Annotated in this window: 19 protein-coding genes and 2 tRNA genes; 16 read left to right on the top strand and 5 right to left on the bottom strand. The window is 34.1% G+C overall.

Going from position 1 to position 21,379, the window contains the following annotated elements; translation table 11 throughout:
• Positions 1–42: 42 nt before the first annotated feature.
• From ligA to BXY64_RS09175, 6 genes are all read left to right on the top strand, one after another.
• Positions 43–2,052: an NAD-dependent DNA ligase LigA gene (gene ligA, locus BXY64_RS09200; RefSeq protein WP_120239580.1), complete on the top strand. Its 2,010-nt coding sequence runs from the start codon at positions 43–45 to the stop codon at positions 2,050–2,052.
• A 14-nt stretch (positions 2,053–2,066) separates the two neighbouring features.
• Positions 2,067–2,654: a 3'-5' exonuclease gene (locus BXY64_RS09195; protein WP_120239579.1), complete on the top strand. Its 588-nt coding sequence runs from the start codon at positions 2,067–2,069 to the stop codon at positions 2,652–2,654.
• Positions 2,655–2,760: 106 nt separating this feature from the next.
• Complete coding sequence (locus BXY64_RS09190) at positions 2,761–3,303, top strand: DUF6913 domain-containing protein (RefSeq protein ID WP_120239578.1); 543 nt, start codon at positions 2,761–2,763, stop codon at positions 3,301–3,303.
• Position 3,304: 1 nt separating this feature from the next.
• Positions 3,305–4,198 carry a 4-hydroxy-tetrahydrodipicolinate synthase gene (dapA, locus tag BXY64_RS09185; protein ID WP_120239577.1) on the top strand — a complete coding sequence of 298 codons (894 nt, stop codon included), beginning with the start codon at positions 3,305–3,307 and terminating at the stop codon, positions 4,196–4,198.
• A gap of 69 nt (positions 4,199–4,267) precedes the next feature.
• Entirely contained in the window at positions 4,268–4,852 is a 585-nt protein-coding gene (lpoB, locus tag BXY64_RS09180) for a penicillin-binding protein activator LpoB (RefSeq protein WP_120239576.1), read from the top strand.
• A gap of 48 nt (positions 4,853–4,900) precedes the next feature.
• Positions 4,901–6,313, top strand: a complete 1,413-nt coding sequence (locus BXY64_RS09175) for a COG3014 family protein (protein WP_147375957.1) — start codon at positions 4,901–4,903, stop codon at positions 6,311–6,313.
• On the opposite strand, the gene BXY64_RS09170 is transcribed toward BXY64_RS09175, so the two are convergent.
• The 3 genes from BXY64_RS09170 to BXY64_RS09160 form a co-directional block, all read right to left on the bottom strand.
• Positions 6,305–6,859, bottom strand: a complete 555-nt coding sequence (locus tag BXY64_RS09170; RefSeq protein ID WP_120239574.1) for a heme NO-binding domain-containing protein — start codon at positions 6,857–6,859, stop codon at positions 6,305–6,307. The genes BXY64_RS09175 and BXY64_RS09170 overlap by 9 nt on opposite strands.
• Positions 6,860–6,887: 28 nt before the next feature.
• On the bottom strand, positions 6,888–8,072 hold the full coding sequence (locus tag BXY64_RS09165) for an alpha/beta hydrolase-fold protein (protein WP_120239573.1): 1,185 nt from the start codon (positions 8,070–8,072) through the stop codon (positions 6,888–6,890).
• Between the two features lie 164 nt (positions 8,073–8,236).
• Entirely contained in the window at positions 8,237–8,836 is a 600-nt protein-coding gene (locus BXY64_RS09160; protein WP_120239572.1) for a YceI family protein, read from the bottom strand.
• 332 nt (positions 8,837–9,168) lie between these two features.
• Between BXY64_RS09160 and BXY64_RS09155 the strand changes: the two genes are divergently transcribed.
• The 3 genes from BXY64_RS09155 (at position 9,169) to BXY64_RS09145 (ending at position 10,153) form a co-directional block, all read left to right on the top strand.
• A tRNA-Arg gene (locus tag BXY64_RS09155) sits at positions 9,169–9,242 on the top strand.
• 197 nt (positions 9,243–9,439) lie between these two features.
• Positions 9,440–9,513 (top strand) — tRNA-Arg (locus BXY64_RS09150).
• Between the two features lie 169 nt (positions 9,514–9,682).
• The gene (locus BXY64_RS09145; RefSeq protein ID WP_120239571.1) at positions 9,683–10,153 is read left to right on the top strand and encodes a PPC domain-containing DNA-binding protein; all 471 of its coding nucleotides are present in this window, start codon (positions 9,683–9,685) and stop codon (positions 10,151–10,153) included.
• A gap of 513 nt (positions 10,154–10,666) precedes the next feature.
• Here the strand turns inward: BXY64_RS09145 and BXY64_RS09140 are convergent.
• Positions 10,667–11,299, bottom strand: a complete 633-nt coding sequence (locus BXY64_RS09140) for a hypothetical protein (RefSeq protein WP_120239570.1) — start codon at positions 11,297–11,299, stop codon at positions 10,667–10,669.
• A 456-nt stretch (positions 11,300–11,755) separates the two neighbouring features.
• On the opposite strand from BXY64_RS09140, the gene BXY64_RS09135 reads away from it, so the two are divergent.
• Positions 11,756–12,058, top strand: a complete 303-nt coding sequence (locus tag BXY64_RS09135; RefSeq protein WP_120239569.1) for a hypothetical protein — start codon at positions 11,756–11,758, stop codon at positions 12,056–12,058.
• 11 nt (positions 12,059–12,069) lie between these two features.
• On the opposite strand, the gene BXY64_RS09130 is transcribed toward BXY64_RS09135, so the two are convergent.
• On the bottom strand, positions 12,070–15,126 hold the full coding sequence (locus tag BXY64_RS09130; RefSeq protein ID WP_120239568.1) for a KAP family P-loop NTPase fold protein: 3,057 nt from the start codon (positions 15,124–15,126) through the stop codon (positions 12,070–12,072).
• 1,248 nt (positions 15,127–16,374) lie between these two features.
• Between BXY64_RS09130 and BXY64_RS09120 the strand changes: the two genes are divergently transcribed.
• From BXY64_RS09120 to BXY64_RS09095, 6 genes are all read left to right on the top strand, one after another.
• Positions 16,375–16,812, top strand: a complete 438-nt coding sequence (locus tag BXY64_RS09120; RefSeq protein WP_120239566.1) for a hypothetical protein — start codon at positions 16,375–16,377, stop codon at positions 16,810–16,812.
• A 296-nt stretch (positions 16,813–17,108) separates the two neighbouring features.
• The gene (locus BXY64_RS09115; RefSeq protein WP_120239565.1) at positions 17,109–17,819 is read left to right on the top strand and encodes a hypothetical protein; all 711 of its coding nucleotides are present in this window, start codon (positions 17,109–17,111) and stop codon (positions 17,817–17,819) included.
• A gap of 78 nt (positions 17,820–17,897) precedes the next feature.
• The gene (locus tag BXY64_RS21420; RefSeq protein ID WP_120239564.1) at positions 17,898–18,089 is read left to right on the top strand and encodes a hypothetical protein; all 192 of its coding nucleotides are present in this window, start codon (positions 17,898–17,900) and stop codon (positions 18,087–18,089) included.
• Positions 18,090–18,168: 79 nt separating this feature from the next.
• Positions 18,169–19,725, top strand: a complete 1,557-nt coding sequence (locus tag BXY64_RS09105; protein WP_120239563.1) for an outer membrane protein assembly factor BamB family protein — start codon at positions 18,169–18,171, stop codon at positions 19,723–19,725.
• Positions 19,726–20,063: 338 nt separating this feature from the next.
• Positions 20,064–20,618, top strand: coding sequence for an REP-associated tyrosine transposase (locus tag BXY64_RS09100; RefSeq protein WP_120239562.1), 555 nt, complete (start codon positions 20,064–20,066; stop codon positions 20,616–20,618).
• Positions 20,619–20,731: 113 nt separating this feature from the next.
• Positions 20,732–21,358, top strand: a complete 627-nt coding sequence (locus BXY64_RS09095; RefSeq protein ID WP_120239561.1) for an energy transducer TonB — start codon at positions 20,732–20,734, stop codon at positions 21,356–21,358.
• Positions 21,359–21,379: the final 21 nt, after the last annotated feature.

Below are 21,379 nucleotides of genomic sequence, written 5' to 3'. Positions count from 1 at the left end.
TTTATTCTTCAAGTCTATTCACGAATTGATCACAATTAGATTATGAACCAACAAGAAGCAAAACTTCGTATTGACGAACTTCGCAATCAATTACATACACACAATCACAATTATTACGTTTTATCTCAACCAAGCATTTCAGATTTCGATTTCGATATGCTATTGAAAGAGTTGATTGAACTGGAAGTAAAATATCCTGAATTTAATGATCCAAATTCACCCACTCAGCGTGTTGGTAGCGATATCAACCTTGAATTCAACCAGGTAGAACACAAACACCCGATGTTATCATTAGGGAATACCTATTCCGAAGATGAAATTCGCGATTTTGAAACCAGAATTCAGAAATTGATTGATGGTGATATTAAGTATGTGTGCGAATTAAAATACGATGGCACATCCATTTCCTTAACCTACAAGAATGGGAAATTGGTTCAAGCGGTTACCCGAGGCGATGGAGTAAGAGGTGATGATGTAACTGCAAATGTGAAAACCATTCGATCGGTACCATTGCAATTAAGTGGAAGTGATTATCCTGAAGAATTTGAGATTAGAGGCGAAATTTTAATGCCTTTTTCAGTATTTGAAGAACTAAACAAGGAGCGCGAAGAGATTGGAGAAACACCATTTGCCAATCCAAGAAATGCAGCTTCGGGAACACTTAAAATGCAGAATTCTGCCGTTGTTGCCAAAAGAAAATTAGATTGTTACCTGTACTATTTATTGGGCGTAAACAATCCTAAAAGAGAACACTTTAACAATCTGCAGATTGCTAAAAACTGGGGTTTTAAAGTACCGTCTCATACAGCTCTTTGTAACAATATCGATGAAGTAATCGATTTTATTAAGTCATGGGATGAGAAACGTGATAGCTTGCCAGTTCCTATCGATGGAATTGTTATCAAAGTTAACTCGATTGACCAACAGGAAGAATTAGGTTTTACCGCAAAATCACCCCGTTGGGCAATATCATACAAGTACAAAGCTGAAAGAGTATCTACTCAACTGAATCAAGTTACTTACCAGGTGGGAAGAACAGGCTCAATTACACCCGTTGCCAATTTAGAACCTGTACTTTTAGCGGGAACTACAGTAAAACGTGCATCACTGCATAATGCCGATATCATTAACAATTTGGATTTGCATGAAGGTGATACCGTTTATGTTGAAAAAGGTGGGGAAATTATTCCAAAAATTGTGGGTGTAGATGAAGCCAACAGGATTAATGGAGCTGACAAAATAGAATTCATCGAAAATTGCCCTGAATGCGATAGCAAACTAGTTCGTAAAGAAGGAGAAGCAAATCACTACTGTCCGAATGACAGAAGTTGTCCGCCTCAAATTAAAGGTAGAATCGAACACTTTATTAGCCGACGAGCTATGAATATCGATGGTCTTGGAGAAGAAACCATTGATCTGCTATTTAAAGAAAACTTGATTCAGGACATTTCTGGTCTATACATCTTAAAGAAACAAGATATTGTTCCTTTGGAACGTATGGGCGATAAGTCAGCCGATAGAATTTTAAACAGTGTTCAAGATTCACTACAAGTTCCTTACGAAAGAGTATTGTATGCATTGGGAATAAGATATGTTGGTGCAACTGTTGCAAAAAAACTGGCCAAAGCCATTCCTTCCATCGACCAATTGGCATCATCAACTGTAGAAGAGTTGATAGAAGTTGACGAAATCGGAAATAAAATTGCCGAAAGCATTGTTGAATATTTTTCGGATGAATACCATCAGGAATTAATCAGTAAATTGAAAACTTATGGACTTCAGTTGGAAAAAGAAGTTTCTGATTCTGGCGAAGGAAGCAATAAATTAGAAGGCCTATCCATTGTTATTTCCGGCAGTTTTGAAAAGCACTCTCGTGATGAGTTGAAAGAATTAATTGAATTGCACGGTGGTAAAAATGTTGGTTCGATTTCTAAAAAAACAAGCTTTTTACTGGCTGGCGAAAAAATAGGACCTAGTAAATTGGCTAAGGTTGAAAAGCTAGGGATTCAAATGATTTCGGAAGATGAATTTTTAGAAAAGATCAATTCCTAAGTAAAAAATTACATATGAATTTTACCGCAATTGATTTTGAAACCGCAAATGGCAAAAGAAATTCAGCCTGTTCGCTTGGTTTGGTTAAAGTTGAAAATGGAGTAATTGTTGACAGTCGCGAATGGTTGATCTCACCTCCTGAAATGTATTTTCACCCAATTAATGTGAGCATACATGGCATTACTGAAGATGATGTAGCCAACCAGCCAAGTTTCAATTACATTTGGGATGAAGTGGAGGATTATTTACAAGACAGTATGGTAATTGCTCACAATGCAAGTTTCGACGTTTCTGTGCTGCGTGCCTGTTTGGAAACTTATGGAATTCCTAATCCAGATTTTGATTACATGTGTACCGTTCAAATTAGCAAGAATTTGTGGCCAAGCATGCCCAATCATAAGCTCAACACATTGGCACATCTTTTTGATATTCCCTTGAAGCATCACGATGCACTTGAGGATACTTTAGCTTGTGCGAAAATTGCAATTAAAGCTTGCGAAAGCATTAGTGCAAAAAACATGAATGATCTTGCAAATGAGATAAAGATAAAGCCTGGCAAAGTTTTTAACGGAGGTTATCAATCTCCTAAAAAATATAAATAGATTACATAAATTAGGCTTAAAAATTTTTCATAACTTGTCAATTCAAATGAGTTTGCAATAAAAAGCCTCTTGACGACAAGTCTGAATTTAAACTATTATTCTGAAAATGAGTTTTATCCAAAACATCAAACAAAAGCTTGCTGATCGCATTATTAATAATAAACTAAGCAAAAATCCCAGAAAAAAGGAGTTTCACAACTTGCAAAGTGCAAAAAACATTGGAATTCTATTCGATACTCTCGATGATAAGAATTACCCAAGGGTGAAAAAGTTTTCGGATGACTTAAGCAAAAAAGGATATAATGTTAAAGCTGTTGGTTGGATAAATGCAAATGAATTACCTGATTTTGGTGTAGCTCAAAAAATCATTTTCTATACCAATAAGGATGTAAAATGGTCGGGGCAACCCATTTCTGAAGAGATAATCAACTTTATGAAGCAAAGATTCGATCTGCTATTTATCTTATCAGATTCGGATCACATTTCATTTAGATACCTGGCAGAATTGTCAGCAGCAGCTTGTAAAGTGGGTGCTGCATCGGACCAAAGTGGTCGTTTGGATTTAATGATTAATCAGGGAAATAATAAATCCATTGATAATTTAATAACAGAAAGCCTTAACTACCTATCACTAATAAAAAAAGACTAAAATGACACTTAATAAATTTGAAGGAACAGGAATTGCCATTATTACCCCATTTCTCGACAATGGTGATGTTGATTTCGATTCTTTACACAAGCTTGTAGATTTTCAGATTACCAATGGCGTAAACTATTTGGTAGTTTTGGGAACTACAGGAGAAGCAGCTACCTTATCCAAAGATGAAAAAGCAGCTGTTATCAATGCTATAATTGAAACCAATAACAATAGAGTACCATTGGTGGTAGGATTTGGAGGCAACAATACCAGAGAAGTTGTTGAACAAATCAATCAATTCAATTCCTTTGATAAGATCGATGCAATTTTATCGGTTGCGCCTTACTATAACAAACCAAGCCAGGAAGGAATTTTCCAGCATTACAAAGAAATCGCTTCAGCAAGCCCGGTACCTGTAATCATTTACAATGTTCCTGGCAGAACTGGTGTTAACATCAATGCCGATACGACCATTCGTATTGCCAATGAATTGAATAATGTTATTGCCGTAAAAGAGGCTTCTGGTAATATGGAACAGATCATGCAAATCATCAAAGACAAACCTGATCATTTCATGCTAATCTCAGGCGATGATGCGCTTACTTATCCAATGATTCAATTGGGTGCTTCAGGAGTGATTTCGGTTATTGGCAATGCTTTTCCGAATGAATTTAGCAGCATGGTAACACAAGCATTAGAACGAAAAAGCGAAGCTTTACAAATCCATTATCACTTTTTCGATATCATTAAAGCTATTTTTGAAGAAGGCAATCCTGCAGGTGTAAAAGCCATCCTTCATCAAAAAGAAATTATACTGAACAACTTAAGACTTCCTCTAGTTCCCGTAAGTGAATCACTTTACAAAAAATTACATAATTTAAAGGAAGAGATTAATAGTATGGCATAAATATTGCTTACTCTAAAAAGTTTAATAGTTACACTTAAATTGAATTTACAAACAAAAATGATTAGTTATATGAAACACTCATTTCGCCTATTTGTTTTCGCTCTTGCAGTAGTAAGTTTTGCTTCATGTTCAAGACAAGTAACAAGAGTTTCTCCAGATCAACAAATTGATTTAAGTGGTCGTTGGAACGATACCGATTCCAAACTGGCTGCCGAAGCTTTAATTGATCAGGTTCTTAATCAAGGTTGGATTTCTGATTATCAAAAAGAGTTCAATAAAAAACCAGTGGTAACCGTTGGTTTAATCATGAACAAAAGCTCTGAGCATATCGATGCTGATACTTATATCAAAGACATTGAAAAAGCAATTTTGAACGACGGCCGTGTGCGCTTGGTTCAGGCTGGTGCCAAAAGAGAAGAATTGAGACAAGAAAGAGCAGATCAACAAGATTTCGCTTCTAAGGAAACCATTAAAAAATGGGGACGTGAATTGGGAGCTGACTTTATCCTTCAAGGAGACATCACCTCAATTATTGATAGTTACAAGAAAGAAAAGGTAAGATATTACCAACTAAATCTTGAATTAACCAATCTTGAAACCAACGAATTGGTTTGGATTGGTGATAAGAAAATCAAGAAATACGTTAATCGATAAAGTTTAATAAGGGAAGATTCGTCTTCCCTTCTCTTCTCTACTTCGGCAATGAACTATATGCTTCCTAAAAACAAGGCCTTTATTTTAATTCTATTTGTTAGCAGTTTATTCTTATCAGGATGTGCAACTTACTATGCACAAAATGAGGCATTCAATCAGTATTTCCTTAACGGAGATATTGTCAATGCTGAAAAAATGCTTGATCAGGATCCAAAAAACAAAAGAAATAAAAACCGTTCTTTATATCTTTTAAATAAGGGTACCCTTGCCTGGATGCAACAAGATTACCAAAAGGCTACAAATTATTTCAACGAAGCCGACTTGTTTATTGAAGACCAGAGAAAAAACATTGCCAACGAAGCCTTGGCACTTCTTACGAATCCGGCAACAAAACCATATGTTCCCGAAGATTTTGAAAATGTAATGCTGAATTTCTACAAAGCTTTAAGCTATTTGGAATTGGGCAATACAGAATCTGCATTAATTGAATGCCGAAGGGTAAACGAAAAGCTTTATGCTTTAAATGACAAGTACCCGAGGAACTATAAAAATCGCTATAGCGATGATGCTTTTGCTCACATTTTGATGGGCTTAATTTATGATTCTTCCAAAGATTATAACAACGCCTTTATCGCATATCGAAATGCTTTTAAGATTTACGAAGAGAATTACACCAAAAACTTTGGAACTCCCGCTCCTCAGCAACTTAAAGAGGACATGCTAAGAACTGCGTCCCTAACCGGATTAAATCAGGAATACGAATTTTACAAAGACAAATTTGGCTTCGACTATATGAAGAGCAGTAAAGATGAAGGAGATTTAATTTTTATTTGGCTTACAGGTTTAGGTCCGGTAAAAGATGAATGGAGCATTAATTTTAGCGCGTTAAATAGCAGAGATGGATACCTTACCATGGTAAACGAAGGTGAAGATGTTAGTTTTCCTTTCTACGTTGGCGATATGGACAGTGACAAGAGAAGTTCATTAAACGATTTGGAATTTGTTAGAGTCGCTTTCCCAAAATACCGTGAAAGAATGCCAATATTTACCAATGCTTCTATCCTGGTGAATGATACCATCCATTATCAATTGGAAAAAGCAGAGGATATTAATGCCATTGCCTTTAAGTCTCTTCGCGACAGAATGCTGAGAGAAATGGCAAACTCCTTATTGCGCCTGGCAACTAAAAAGGCTTTGGAAAATTATGCCCGCAGCAAAGATGACACATTAGGAATGTTTGTTGGTCTTTTAAATGCCGTAACCGAAAAAGCCGATACCAGAAACTGGCAAACTTTGCCTCACAGCATACATTACAAAAGGATAAAATTGAAAGAAGGTGAGAACAACTTAAACCTACAAGTTAGCTCTCCCAATGGTTCTATGAGCAATCAGAACGTTCAGGTAATTATAAAAGCGGGAAAAACCAGCTTCTATACTTTCCACAATATGGAATCAAACTAATACTCTTGACTTATTCAAGGTGATACAGACCCATTCCTTATCGAATTCTGTTTTGATTTCGGCATTGACCGTTAAATCTTCATTAAAGAATTTTTGACACCCCATAAACAAACCGATAGCCAAATCGATAAGATCATATTTCGACTGGTAACTTAGGGCAAATGTGTTTTGATTGATTCTTTCAGCCTTAAAACCCGGAATGCCTTTGTGAGGAAAATCGGCTTGAAGTTTTACATGAATAAAATAGTCGATTTGCTCCAGGAATGCGAAAATATCCGAATTTCCTGCAAAATGTGGACGATAGATTATAATCAAACGACTAAAAAGATACTCTCCATAAAGCTTGGTCAAATCTGATGGTGCAATTCGAACTTCATCTGCCAGACGATTAATTAACTCGTGAAATTGTGTATAAGGATAATCCATATTGGCATTAAACACACCATGATCTCCAACTTCCAAAAATGGAATGATTTTGTCTACCACCTGAGAGCCATACTCTCTTTCTGCCATTTCCAGCAATTCAGTAAAAAATATCCCTTTCATTCAATCCTATTTTTTATGATCCAAAGTATTAAAGTGGGGTTTTATTTTGTTCTTTATTGCGCATTTCTTCCAATAACTTCTGCATAGCCAGGTACTTCTGCTCATAATCCCATCTTCCCTTATCCTTTTGATGCGCTGCCTCATAAAACTTGAATGCCTGTTTCGGTTTATCGGTGGATTCATAAATTTCACCTGCATAAAAGTATGGCTCTGCCCTTTCAGGATAATTAACCGATGTGTAAGTCAAAAACTTTATGGCTTCATCATATCTTGCTTCTTGCTTTAATTGCAAACAAACACTTTCCAACAATGAGTATGGCAATTTTTCATTTCTACCATAATTCAGCATGATATCTCGTAAAAAGCCATTTGCACTTCCTACTCCACCTTTTGCCAAATCCTCAACGCTCGGATATTTGTAATCCCTAAAGATCACTTCCATTCCACTCATTAAACTTTTTCTATACAAACTGTAATGATCTTCATCGGGCATCCATTCATATTTCCACTTTAAATCCATAGGAGCTTTCTCTTCCAATAATTTGGCAAGCTCTTTACAAGCCTCCAGCATGTTTTTAGCTTCTTTGGCAAAACTCATAAACAAATGCTTGCGTACGCTTGAGTTTTTTGTCAGGAACAGGTCCATATCATGAAGCATGGCCGTATCGTTCCACCATAAAATGGGACTAAAAGCCATGTAACGGTCAAACAATTCGGGACGTGAAAGGAATGCGTGCATTACAAACAATCCACTATAGTTATGTCCCATTACCAAACGACGAGAGCTGCCTCGATACTGTTTCGCTACAAATGGAAAGATATCCGTTTCCAGAACTTGTAAAAAAGTATCGGCCCCACCTCTTGTTGGAAATATGGTTTTATTCAAAACCGAATCAACTGGTGTCATATCTCTAAATCGATCGGTATTGGGAATGCCAACAACCACATGAGGAGGAATAAAATGATTGTCCATCAGAAAACTCAACACCTCAACTCCTGTGGCAAAGTTAGACTCTGCATCCAGCAAATAAATAACCGGGTAACTGAAATAAGTATCTTTGAATTCATTGGGCAATAGAATTCTCAAATCTCTTTTTTCCTTTAAAATTGTAGAATAAACATTGGCATTAATAAGGTTTTTGGGATTAACCTTTGCAAATAAACTACTCACACAAAAAATCAATAATAATGTAGCAAAAATACTTCGCTTCATACAAGTAGGGTTTAAGTGGATTTAACCTTATTAAAATACAATTATTTACAATATAAAAAAAACAATCCTTTATTAACACGCATTTTAATATGACCAACACAGACTTATTATCAAGAAAAAACCGAATTCTGTTCGAATCCGGTTTCAATTCCTTATCAACCTACCTACTGCAGATACAAGTCTAAGGTCAACTCAAAATCATCATATATGGTTTTGTCTCCCAAATTATCGAAAAAACTACCCGATCCATATCTCACATTAAATTGGCTTCGGTCAATCACAATTTTACCACTTACATGCAAATCGTTGCCATGCTGATGCATATTTACCTTAAAGCTAATTGGCTTGGTAATGTCTTTAATGGTAATATTGCCATGTATTTCATAGTTTCCTTCACCTAAATTCTTAGCCTTAAGCATTTCAAATTTTGCTTCTGGATATTTCTCTACTCCAAAGAAATCATCCGATTTTAGATGTCCTTCCAATTTCGCTCTGTACCCGTCGTCTTTGATATCCGTACAAACAATTGTACCCATATCTACCACAAAACTTCCTTTTTCAAGCTTGTCTCCATTTAGCATCAAACTTCCTTCCGATACCTTTATGGTTCCAGAGTGCTCACCAGTTACTTTCTTACCCAACCACTCTACTTTGCTCTTTTCGCTATTTAATTTCTTGTTTCCACCATCTGCACTAGCGCTAAGTGTAAAAACAAAGGCCAATACCACAAGGAATGCTGTTTTTCTTAAAATGGTTCGTTTCATAATTCCGTTTTTTATTTAATAATTTAAGATTTTTGAATCGATTTGAATGAGAGATTCACAGTATGGAATACAATCTCGATACGCTATTTGTTTTTATTCCAAATAAATTTAAGGAAATATTCTTTAGCAATTGTTATGAATTCTTGTTAAAGCCATGTTAAAAATGAAGCTGGACAAAGAATATCCTGTGAAACTCAAAAAAAAATTATTTTGTAAGTTTCTACTTACAAACCGCTTAGAATAATTCCGACCAAAACTTTCAAAAAAAAGAGAAAAAAGGCTTGCATAAACCAAGCTAAAACCCCTATATTTGCAGCGCCTTTAAGGAAAACGGACGCGTAGCATAACTGGATAGTGCACCACATTACGGCTGTGGAGGTTGGGGGTTCGACTCCCTCCGTGTTCACTTTAAAAGTCTTTCCTGGAGCAAAGGGGCTTCCACCCTTCCAGGTTAAGAAATCGTTACCCTTCATCCGGTAACGATTTTTAATTTTTTTTTGAAAGAAGTCATCGCAGAAATGTTGACGACAAAAAAATGCAAATTCATTTGCATAACTAAATTTTAAACTGCTATATTTGCAGCCTCTTTTTTAAGAGACCAACGGACGCGTAGCATAACTGGATAGTGCACCACATTACGGCTGTGGAGGTTGGGGGTTCGACTCCCTCCGTGTTCACTCTAAAAATCTTTCTTGGAGCAAAGGGGCTTCCACCCTTCCAGGTTAAGAAATCGTCACCCTTCATCCGGTGGCGATTTTTTTTTGCTATTTACCGATATCATCATCGCACATAGCTATGGAATTTGGAATTCCCACTGCATCCTAAACTTTCAAAAAATAATCAAGCATGTTGAAATTATACAGCACCCTTGTTCTTGTAGCTTTTATTGCTTTGTTTTCCTGTCAGCAAAATCATGTAGAAAGCTACGCACTGCGATTAAAGCCAGGAATGGATTTAAAGCAGGAAATGGCACAATTTGTAAAGAACAAGCAATTGCAATCGGCATCCATCTCTACTTGTGTGGGAAGCTTAAGAGAGTTGAACATTCGTCCTGCCAATCAAAAAGAATTGTTGCATTTGAAAGGACATTTCGAAATTGTTTCACTTACCGGAACTTTTGCCGACAAAGGCGAACACAATCACATTCACATTTCGGTATCCGATAGCACCGGTTACACCATTGGCGGACATTTGGTGGATGGAAACCTGATTTACACCACTGCCGAGATTGTACTTTTAAACAACAGCAACATCGAGTTTACCCGCGAAAAAGATCCGGAAACCACTTTCTATGAATTAAAAGTGAAAGAGAATTAAAAATAGGTTCTATATGAAATTTAGTGGGTAACTAAAACAATCAATATTTGATGAAAAAATTATCCTATCATCCTTTATTTTAACTTTACTTTGCTCAAGCCGCATGGCTCATCCTTTTTTCATTGATAAAAAAGGATGCAAAAAATCTAGGGCGTGTAAGCTCAAACTATTTATACTTGAAAACTTTAAATGCGGCGGAGTGATCTTCTCCCGATTATGATTTTTGTTGCATTTGCTTCTCAAATGCTTACAAAATCTATTTCGGGATCAGCTTCCCCGTCTTGCTAAAAATTTTTCTGCGTCTAATTAGCTAGACCTTCCAATGCCCACCTTGGTCACTGGAACAAAATAAAGGTCACAAGTGATACTTCTAAAGAATAACCCACTATAAATGATACAGAGCCTAAAAATGCCACTCGAAATTCGAGTGGCATTGAGGAATCGTCATCCTTTTATTGGTGGCGATTCGCTATATATTGAATTACGACAGCCGTATCATTTAAATGTATACACCTACTCTATCGGCGGCAATACAATTCGAAGAGGTTCCGATTTTCGGCCCACTCTTTTGTTTTCATACATATAGTAGGCATAGTACTCTCTTACCTCAACCGCTTTTGGATTGATTCGCGGCCTGGTATCCTCAAAGAAGGATCCATTTACCGTGGTCTCAAAATCATACTCTCCACCGTTAATTTTCCCATAGAGTTTGATCCCCTGCATTGGTTTTTTCACGTAAGAAATTTTTGGTACCCCACCTACAACACGACCATGCAAGTTTGGAGATTTGTTATTGGTGGTATCCGTTTTCTTTTCGTTCACCAAATACAATTCACGTTTCATTTCAGGAGTAGCCAAAGGATTTGCATCTACCTTCTTTTTTTGCAAACGCAATTTCTTTTCTAGTGACTTCCTTTTCTCCGCATAAGCCTTGCGCATATCGGCAGCCACTTTCCGAGCCTCATTTTTGGCCTTCCGCAAGGCCTCAAGCTCTTGTAACTCCAGTATGATCTCATCATTTTCCTCTTTGTTCAAAATGCCAGCATCAACATATTTAGGAGATTTTTCAATGTAATTATCACCTCTTCCTGCAAATCCTTCTTCTTTAGGATCAATAAAATCAATGGTATCTGTTATTGTAGCCATATCTAAAAGTTTTTTTGATTTATAAAATTTGATTGTTGATTGTATATTAAAGTTATGGCGACTTATTTATAATTTTCAAACTTTTGTTTAATTTTTTTTAATATTTTCTCCTGAGCCAGTGTTTTAAGGCTTTACAGACCATGCACTTACCTCTGTTTTTATGTCGATTTTATCATATTCTTTTTCAGGAGATCATTATGTTGATTTGAACAAAAACGTATTTTGGGAGATTGGCCAGCTTTTACACATCAAGCGAAGTAGCCCAACATCCTATATTTATTAGGATACATCATTTTTTGGGGTTTACACCTAAAAAATGACGTTTTTCAAGAATTCATCTTTTTTGTTAAGTCACAAATAAGTCAAGAATATTCACCAACCCCATATTTTACGCTAAATACCAAAACATTACATCCCAAACACAGAAAATAGCCTGTTAATTATTTTTGGCACTAATTGGCTCATTTTAAGTTTTGCAGGAGTTTTTTACAAATTGTAAAAGACCCGATAAGTTTTGTAGGAGACCCAATATGCTTTGTAAAACGCCCGATAAGTTTTGCAGGAGACCCAATAACATTTGTAAAAGACCCAATATGTTTTGCAGGAGACCCGATATGTTTTGCAGGAGACAGAAATTTGGGTGAAAATGGCAGAAAATTGATTGAAATGGGTGGAAAATACGGGTTTTTGGGCAAGAAAAAGGCTGAGCAGGTGGCTCAACCTGATGTATTAATAACCCGAGTTCGACAAAAAATATAAGCCACAGAAAGTCAAACTTGTTTTAAGCTTACAGGCTCTACACTCATTGTTTTTTCTTTAAGATCTGCTATCATTTTATTATACTTGCTGCAGGATATAATTGACTGATCTAGTTTTTTATTGGTTTGAATTGATAAAATTTCAAAATTATCTTTATTTGCTTCGAGATAATTGACAATGTTAGAATGATTGAAGTTTGGCATTAGCTTCTCAATTAAGTCAAGATATGATAGCTTTCCTTCTAAAAGATAAATAGTATCAGTAATTTTTTTAGGGGCAATATCAACCGAGCCTATTTCCGTAGACACTATGCCAATCAGACCGCCCTTTTTACAATCAACATATACCGATTGATTCTCAGAATTAGAACTATCAGCGTTTTTGTATTTAGAGAAATAAAATGGTGTAAAACTATTAATCCTTTTATTATCTTTCCTTAAATCGTGCAATTCCAATAAATGATGAAACTCTCTGATCAATATTTTAAGCTCACTTGATCCTTCTGTTCCAAAACATTTATCCTTAAAGTCTTTAGGGGTAAAAACTTTAAAGATTGCTGAACTAAATTCAAATCCTTCATGGTAAAACTTTTCAACTATTTTTAAATACTCAAATAGTTGATCTTGGTTAGTATACAAATAATCACTAAACTCGATATCACCATCCGTTACATTTAATGAACTATCTAATACAGCAGCTAAAATTCGAAGCACTTGTATATTTATTCCAAATTCTTTTATAAATTCCTTTGTTTTTGAGATTAGAATTTCTTTTATCTGCTCTTTGCTGCTACCAAAATATAGTGGCTTCCCTTCATCATTACTACTGATATCCGATAGTTTAATAATTTCAACAATTTTATACGGCAAATCGATTTCAGGATTATCCCATAAGTTCTTTTTAAAGAAAGCGGCAAAAGCATCATTATCTCCACCAAATATATCCGCAAGGGCATTCGGATAGTTTACTATCAACTTAGTAGCTAATACATCAATAAGGTTGCTTTCTAAATACGCACCTCGAACTTTGTGGCAAGCCCAAATTGCGTTTTTGATTTTAGTTTTGTTGTCTATTTTTTTATAATTCTTTAGTTTCTGTTCTATTTTCTTTTGTAGAATTTTATTCTTTAAGTCTGGTAGAGGACTTAAAATATCTGAAATATATTTCTCAAAGTCATCGGTTTCTATCTTATCCAAAAAATCTTTATTCGATATGTTATCACCTCTAAGTAATAATTCAAAATAGAGAAAAAACCTTTCATAGTTTCGAATTGTAAATTCTTTATTAGGAGAATAAGTTGCTTTGTTCTTGGCGTTTTCAAAATCTGTTGCGTATCCAGATTCATAATCACCTTCTATCCTAGGCGATTTATGAGTATCACCTTTATCTTCAAACAAAAATCTAAACAAGGTCTCAAACTGCTTTTTACTTAAATCACTCTCTATTTCGAGCTTTTTAAATAAGTTGTCCTTATTTTCTTCATCAAAAGCTTTTTCTATTTTAATTTCAATAAATCTGGTAAGCTCTTTATCACGAGTATCAAGTTTAAATATTTCATCAAGGTTATTATAAATGTATCTAACTTGTTTTGGGAAGTTCCTATTCAAAAGAGTAAAATGTAACAAGTCGATATAATCTACTTCTTCAGTCAAAAGGTTAAGGTTAGTACAATATATGTTGGTTAAAACTTTAACATCCCTATAATTGAACACGAATTTATCCAGTAGCGTCTTATTCAATATCTCAAGATTGATAACCTTTTCTAATCTGCTAGATTCAATACCTGTTTCCTTATTCAAAACTAGTTCTGAAAAAACTTGAATTAACTCTTCCCTCCTGTGTGGAGGCACAAATAGTTCGTATTGAAAATATTTATCCAAATACAGCAAATCTTGTTCAATGGTTTTTATAACGTAATCCTTATCGTAAGCAACAATAAAAATGGTATTGGGAAAATTGGCTGTATTTCGAATAATCTTGAGTACTTGTAATATTTCTTCTTTACCCAATCGATCTACATCATCGATAATAACAATGGTTTTAATATCTATTTGAGTAAATATCTTTTCCAATTCTTGGTAAGCTTGAATTGCTGATTTATTCTCAGAAAACCAATTACCGGGTTTTAATAACCCTTGAATATCCTTTGTCCCGTTAAATCGTACTTCAAGTAATTTTGCAGCATATGTAAGCATACTTTGGTTTAACCTACCATGATATTTCTTTAATTTGGAAGCCAATAAAGTAAAAAAATCTGTAGTAATCTGTTCCGGATTATGACTATAAGCAGGTAAGAACTCTATGATCTCGACCCTTTGATATTTCAATTTATCTAAAAATTCATCTTTCAAATAATTTACCAAGCTCGATTTTCCATTACCATAAGGACCTATTATGCCAATACTAAAAGCCTTTTTAAATTTTTGATTTTCTAGTTTTGGCACTAAAACATCAGTAAGTTTTTTATATTGCGGGCTTTCATAGTCAGTAGAGAATTTCTGTTCATCAGAATCCTTTAGAGCAATATCTTCTTCGAAAAAGGCATTCTCATTTTGTGGTGTTTCTTTCTTACTAAAATCTGGGTATTTTTCTGAAATGGAGTCATAAATTTTAACATACCTTGAGTATAGTCTGCCATATAACTTAGGAAAAACACGTTTGACTATTAAAAGCAAAGGATAGAGCAAACTAAGCCATAAAATATCAATCAGCTTGATATTATAAATTAAAGGTTGCCAATACCATTTTACTATTCCATTACCAGCTTCTATCTTCAAAAACGACCAATCATCTCCAAATCTTGCAAAAAACAATAGCCCCATTACAAAACCAAAAGCAAACCATTGATTATACGAAGCCTTATATCCAATCTTAATCCATCTGATTTGTACCCATAATAATAGGAATGCGATTATCACAAATAATGCTTTCACAGGATTATTCCAAACTATTTTATCAAAAATATACTTAACTGGATATTCGTAGATAAGATCAAAAATTAGAGGAGTAGCTCCAAACAACAGGAATAATAAAAGTAATGGTAGAATTAACTTTTTTATAGGCTTCATTGAAACAAACTTTATAGAATATTGGATTTTAGTAAGTAAAGTTCGAATTTATGAAAAACAAATCAATAAAGAAATAAATCCGATGTTAAATTAAAAAGTAAGCCAACTGGTATGAATTTCATAATCTCTTTGTAATGGCTTTATTGTTTTGTACATTCACATGCAGAAACATAATAAGTGTACAATACTTCCCAATTGGGGTAGATAAATACACTTTATTTTAAAGATATAATGGAAACAAATACAATTGTACTTAGCAATTGTTGTAAACAATGTTAACACACCACAAATGAAACCACAGAGAATATGAAATGTTCTGTATGTTTAAGTGAAATAAATGGAAAATATTGCTCAAAGTGTGGACAATATTATAAAGGTGAAAGAATTAATTTGACAACATTTTTAGGAGATTTATTTGAGAGTATTTTTTCATTGGAAAAATCTTTTCTCCGAAATATTCGAATAGGATTAAGCCAACCCAAAGCATTAGTTTTGAACTATTGGAATGGATTTCGAAAATTTTATTACAGTCCTGGAAAATTCTTCACAATAGCATCCTTATTTCTTGTATTACACTATTCAATTGCGAATGATTTTCTGGGTACTGTAGTAACGGGTGATATTTCTTCACAATTTATAATTTTATTATCGAATATTCTCTTGTTAACTTTTTCAAGTTTTTTACTATATATACAATTCAAGAAAAATTTTTTTGAGCATCTAATTTTAAATATTTATAATGTAAGCTTATGGATAATTGTTTTCTTTCCAATATCAGTAATTTTGAGCTTAACAGTAAATAATAATTCCATTGAAGGATGCTTTAGCACCCCATTTCATATATTGATTATTATTTGGAACTCGAAAGCTTTCGAATTGACTAAACTCAAACGTTTTCTTTTTGTTACGATAAATCTATTAATGCTTTATGGAACATTGTTTTTTTTAGTGTACATGTTGGGGTAAATTTTTACCGAATAATTTGAATAAATTAAGAATGAACTGAATACAAAAAACACTGTTTACAACACACGCTATATACCATAGGCGGGTAGCAGGTTTTCGTAGGTTTAGTGCTTTTAATGAGCAACGGCAAGGTAGCCACCTTAGAATAGTTATAGTTAAATGCAATCCTAAAATAGCTACCTTGCCTTTTTATAAAATTTAAAACATAAATCAACTAAGGCACCTGCGTTACATAGCCCCATCCGTTATATACCAGCTTAGTTTGAACAATAGACAATAAAGATGATAAAAGACTTACTATTTGGGAAAAAGAAATACATACCAACAGAAAAACTGGGAACATTCGAAGCTAGGTTTAAAGCCAACAGTCAAAAAGTAAAAACTTGGTTAAGTACGATTCGAATAGAAGGATATTCTGATGAAATTGTGATAATTCTTGATGGCAATTCAAGTGGGCCATTTACCAAACAAATAGAACATGTCACTCCAATTGTTGAGAACATTGAACAATTTGACAACAAACTAAGAACTAAAATCCAAGATAATTCTGGTTTAAATGAAAAGTTCAAAAAATTCGATTTAAAAGAGCTACGCTTAGCTTGTATAAATCCTTGGGATGAAACCAGAAATAATTTTGAATTGTCTTACGAATTCATGTCAGATGACACTGAGGGGCTTTCCGTTATTTATGAAAATGAAAAAATAATTGAAATCGATTAAAAGCTTGAGTGCTTTTACTCACTCAGCAGCACGTGATCCTATTGCAATCCATTGGGAAAATTTAATCACATGAGAATTCTAGTGCGGAAGCGAATCTCTCCCCTCACCCAGCTTATATAAATAGGATGCCTTTGTAATGGCTTTATTGTTTTGTACATTCACAAGCAGAAACATAATAAGTGTACAATACTTCCCAATTGGGGTAGATAAATACACTATATTTTAAAGATATAATCGTAATAAGTACAATTGTGTTTATTTTTACTTTGATATTCATCATAATCAACCACTAATCAATGATAAAATTCTTTAAAAAAATTAGGATAAAACTACTTTCTGAAAATAAATTCAGCAAATATTTAATTTACGCGATCGGAGAAATTATTCTTGTCGTCATTGGGATATTGATTGCTTTATCAATTAATAACTGGAATGAAAAACAAAAACAGAAAAATAAATTGAATGAGATTTATTTGAATGTAATAAACGATATAACAACTAATATCGATGGAGTTCAAAAGGTTATAGATTTTATAGAGTCAAATTCAGAAATGTTTGATAAAGTTATGCAGGATTCACTAGTTGAAGATGATGTGATTAATGGTAGAGCGGCATACTTATTAACTGGTTATCAAGAATTAAGTATTGAAAAGTCAGGATTTCAAGAATTAGCACAAATGAACGCAAATGATAGTCTTTCAATAATTGTTTTAAAAAAACACAACTATTACTCAAAATATATCGAGCGATTAGAACTCGCCATTACTTCTAATATGTATAATACTTTAAAAGATTGGCGTGATAATTATGCCTGGTTTCCAGAATTTGTCAGTGGTGATTTAAATAAAGAAGCGATTGATTATTTTTTAAATAGCCAGGATTATAGAAATAAAATCGCTTACCATTTTGTGGATGTATATGTTGATTATTTGAATGTTTTAAAGAGCTTTCAAATTGATATGGGACGAATTAGAAAAGAATTAAATCAAAAATTGATAAATAAATAACGAAAGAACAACAATAGCTATAAGCAATTACTCTGCAACCACTTACAACAAAGACCGTCGCGTAAAAAAAAACACATCATGATAATAATAAAAATTGATACAGAAATTGAACTAAAACAAATTGAGTTATCTGATTCGAAAGCTATTTTTGAAACGATTGACAGCCAAAGGGAATACTTAGGGAAATGGCTTCCATTTGTGGAGTTTACCAAAGAGGTATCAGATACCCCCCGTTGCCGCACGAATCCCATCGTGTGGCTCCATTTCTAAAACAAAACCACACGAGAGGACTCGTGCGGTAGCAAGGGCCCATAAAACCAACACTATTAGAATAAACCAATCACAGATAATGAAAAAGATAATTATAGGATTCTTGCTTTTAATTTCAAGCCTGGCTTTTGGACAAAAAAATTTACAGGTATTGCACAATAAGAAAGTTGTAGGAAAAAGTTTAATTGATAGCACAGAAATTATTGGTGTTGAATACATTTTTCCTGAGAGAATTCATAGAACTTTTCTTGACACAACATCAGGATACTTAACAGTGCAGACTCGCAGATTAAGCAAGAATGGCAAATGGCTCAAAAACAACGGAAACATCATACAATATGACTTAAACAAGAAAAGTTTATTATGGAATAAAAAGATTGCTTATCAAGTAAGCAGCCTACAGCAGTTTAGTAATACGATGATTTTTACTGTTGCAAATAAAAGCTCCTGTTTAGACATTAGTACTGGCAATGAGACCTGGCAGGTAAAAAACCATATCTACTATGTTGATCCAATAGATAATATTGGAATTGGGTATAAATTTAAAAGTTCGACTGGTTACACTAATGAACTTGAAGGAATCAACTTGAAAAATGGAAAAGTAATATGGAAAAGAGATTTAAACCGAGAATTCGGTTGGAATGACATATTTTACACCAACGATTCAACAATGATTGTAGTTGCTGCAGGACTACATTCAATTAATATAAATAATGGGAAAGGATGGGATTACAATACGGTTACTGGTAAAAAGGATTACACTGGAACAGTTGCAAAGAATGCTGTTGGTATAGCTGCTGGATTGTTAACAGGAACTTTTGTTACATCAACAGGACATAATTTAGTAAGAGATGTTGTTTCAAATAGCCTTGTTGACAGTTCATTCATTTATTTAGCATCCAAAGAACAATTATCAAAAATTGATAAGGAAACAGGAAATATTGCATGGAAGTATCCATTGCCGAATGGTTTATCAAGCAAATCCTCGATTTTTATGAATGACAGCCTTGTGTTTATGGTTAATAAAGGTTATGCTTTTATGGGGCAAAGACAATTGAACTTTGGTAAACCTTTTATCGCTGCATTTGATAGAGAAACGGGTAAACAGAAATATTTGGCAATAATAAATGTAAAAAAAGACCCAATTCTTGGATTTAAATTACTGAATGATGAAATGTACTTAGTGTTTAAAAACCGGATTGAAAAATATTCGACTGAAACTGGAAACCAGATTCTTGAAAAAGAATTTCTCGACGAGAATTATGGAGACTTAAAGTATTTTGTTGGGGACCAGGTTTTTGTAGCCAATGAAAATGATGATTTGGTAAGTCTCCCTCAATCCGATACTTCTAAGCTGTTCGTTTTTACAAATAAAGGGAAAACATTATCAGTTGATACGCAGTTGAATGTTACAGACACCATAGAATATGAAAATTTAAGTATTTCTTATTTACAAACAGCAGATTATAAATTTATAGCAAACGATAAACAAAGCTTAATTATCAATGCTAAAGGAAAAAGAGTTGCTGAGATTGAAGCAACTACCAATGCCTTTTTGATTGGAGAAACATTGTATGATAAGCGAGATAAAAGCTTTATAAGTGTTGACTTGAAAGGAATAATTAAGAATGAATAAATTACTTGCCCTAACAGCCCCCACTGCCGCACGAAACGAAGTTCGATGAAATCAATCCCTTCGTGTGGCTCCATTTCTAAAACAAAACCACACGAGAGGACTCGTGCGGTAGCAAGGGGAATATCAACACCATAATCTACTGACCTGTGGTATAGGTGGCACGACGCCATACCAGCGGAACCTTAGCCTCAAACAACCCCGCTGCCGCACGAATCCTTTCGTGTGGTAATAACAAAAGTAAAACAGAAAATACAGCTTGAAAGAAATGTCAGGCTTTTTTGTATTCATGATTTTATCTTACATTAATACTCTAAATTGTTACCAAACCAATTCATGTCATGAGTAGAAATTATAAGTTCAAAAATCCCGAAGGACTTTATTTTGTTAGCTTTGCAGTAGTTGAATGGATTGAGGTGTTTACCAGGCTAGAGTACAAAGAAATTTTACTAGATAGTCTGCGTTATTGTCAGCAAAATAAAGGAATGGAAATTTTTGCATGGTGTATAATGACAAACCATGTTCATTTAATATTCAGAAGTGTCAATGAACAAAAACCAGAACTTTTACTAGGAGATTTTAAGCGATTTACCAGTAATGCTCTGGTTAAAACAATAAAGGAAAACCCTAAAGAAAGTAGAAAAGAGTGGCTGCTTGAGAGATTTAAATTAGCAGCATCACAGTCCTGCAATGTTAAGCATTATCAATTCTGGAGGCATGATAACAAACCTATTGAATTGTGGAGCAACAAAGTGATTGATGAAAAAATAAATTACATCCATAACAATCCTGTTGACGAAGCACTGGTGAGCTATCCGGAAGAATACATCTATAGCAGTGCTAAAGATTATAGAGGCGAAAAAGGAATATTGGAAAATGTAATTGTTGTGATGTAAAGCCACACGAAAGGATTCGTGCGGCAGCGTAGGGGCGGTAGTGGAGAAAAACAGAACGAAAGAACTATTAACAACAAAGAAGCAACACCTTAGCCTCAAACAACACCAAATCAATGAAAACAGTAATACTAATAATATTGGCTTTGCTTATAAACCTTTCCTCTTCTTTTTCACAAACATTAAGAGAAAAAGCAATTAGGAATGCGAAAAATGATTTTGCCAAATCTGAATATTCTTTTCATTCTTTAGAATTCTTACCCGTAGAAAATACTTACACCTATGTTCTTGGTAAATATTATAATATAGAATGGTATTTCACAGATTCTTTGGATTACTACAATTGCTATGATTCTGTAATGATAAAACTACTAAAGGATAAATATGGATTAGATTTCCTTGATAAAGCAAAAGCAATTGCAGATAGTTTAGATCAGACCGAAAACTGGAAAAGAGATGCTAGCTACCCTGGTGGTCAAAAAGAACTTTTCAAGTTTATTTATTCAAACCTAAGCATAGATTCAATCAATCTTGAAACAATAAAAACTAGGATAATTCTTCAAATTGAGATCGATTCAACAGGAAAAGTTATAAAGCCAAAAATAATGAGAGGAATTAATAAACAGATCGATAGTAGAGTTATTGAAGTTGCTAAAAAAATGCCCAATTGGCAGCCAGCTTATTTATATGGAAAGAGAATTAGACAACACTTTACAATTCCAATACATATAGTAATAGAATAATATTCCGACTGCAACTGGCTC

The sequence above is a fragment of the Marinifilum flexuosum genome (assembly GCF_003610555.1).
Lineage (GTDB): Bacteria > Bacteroidota > Bacteroidia > Bacteroidales > Marinifilaceae > Marinifilum > Marinifilum flexuosum.
The sequence above is the reverse complement of the archived record's forward strand: the minus strand, read 5'-3'. Positions and strand labels throughout refer to the sequence as shown.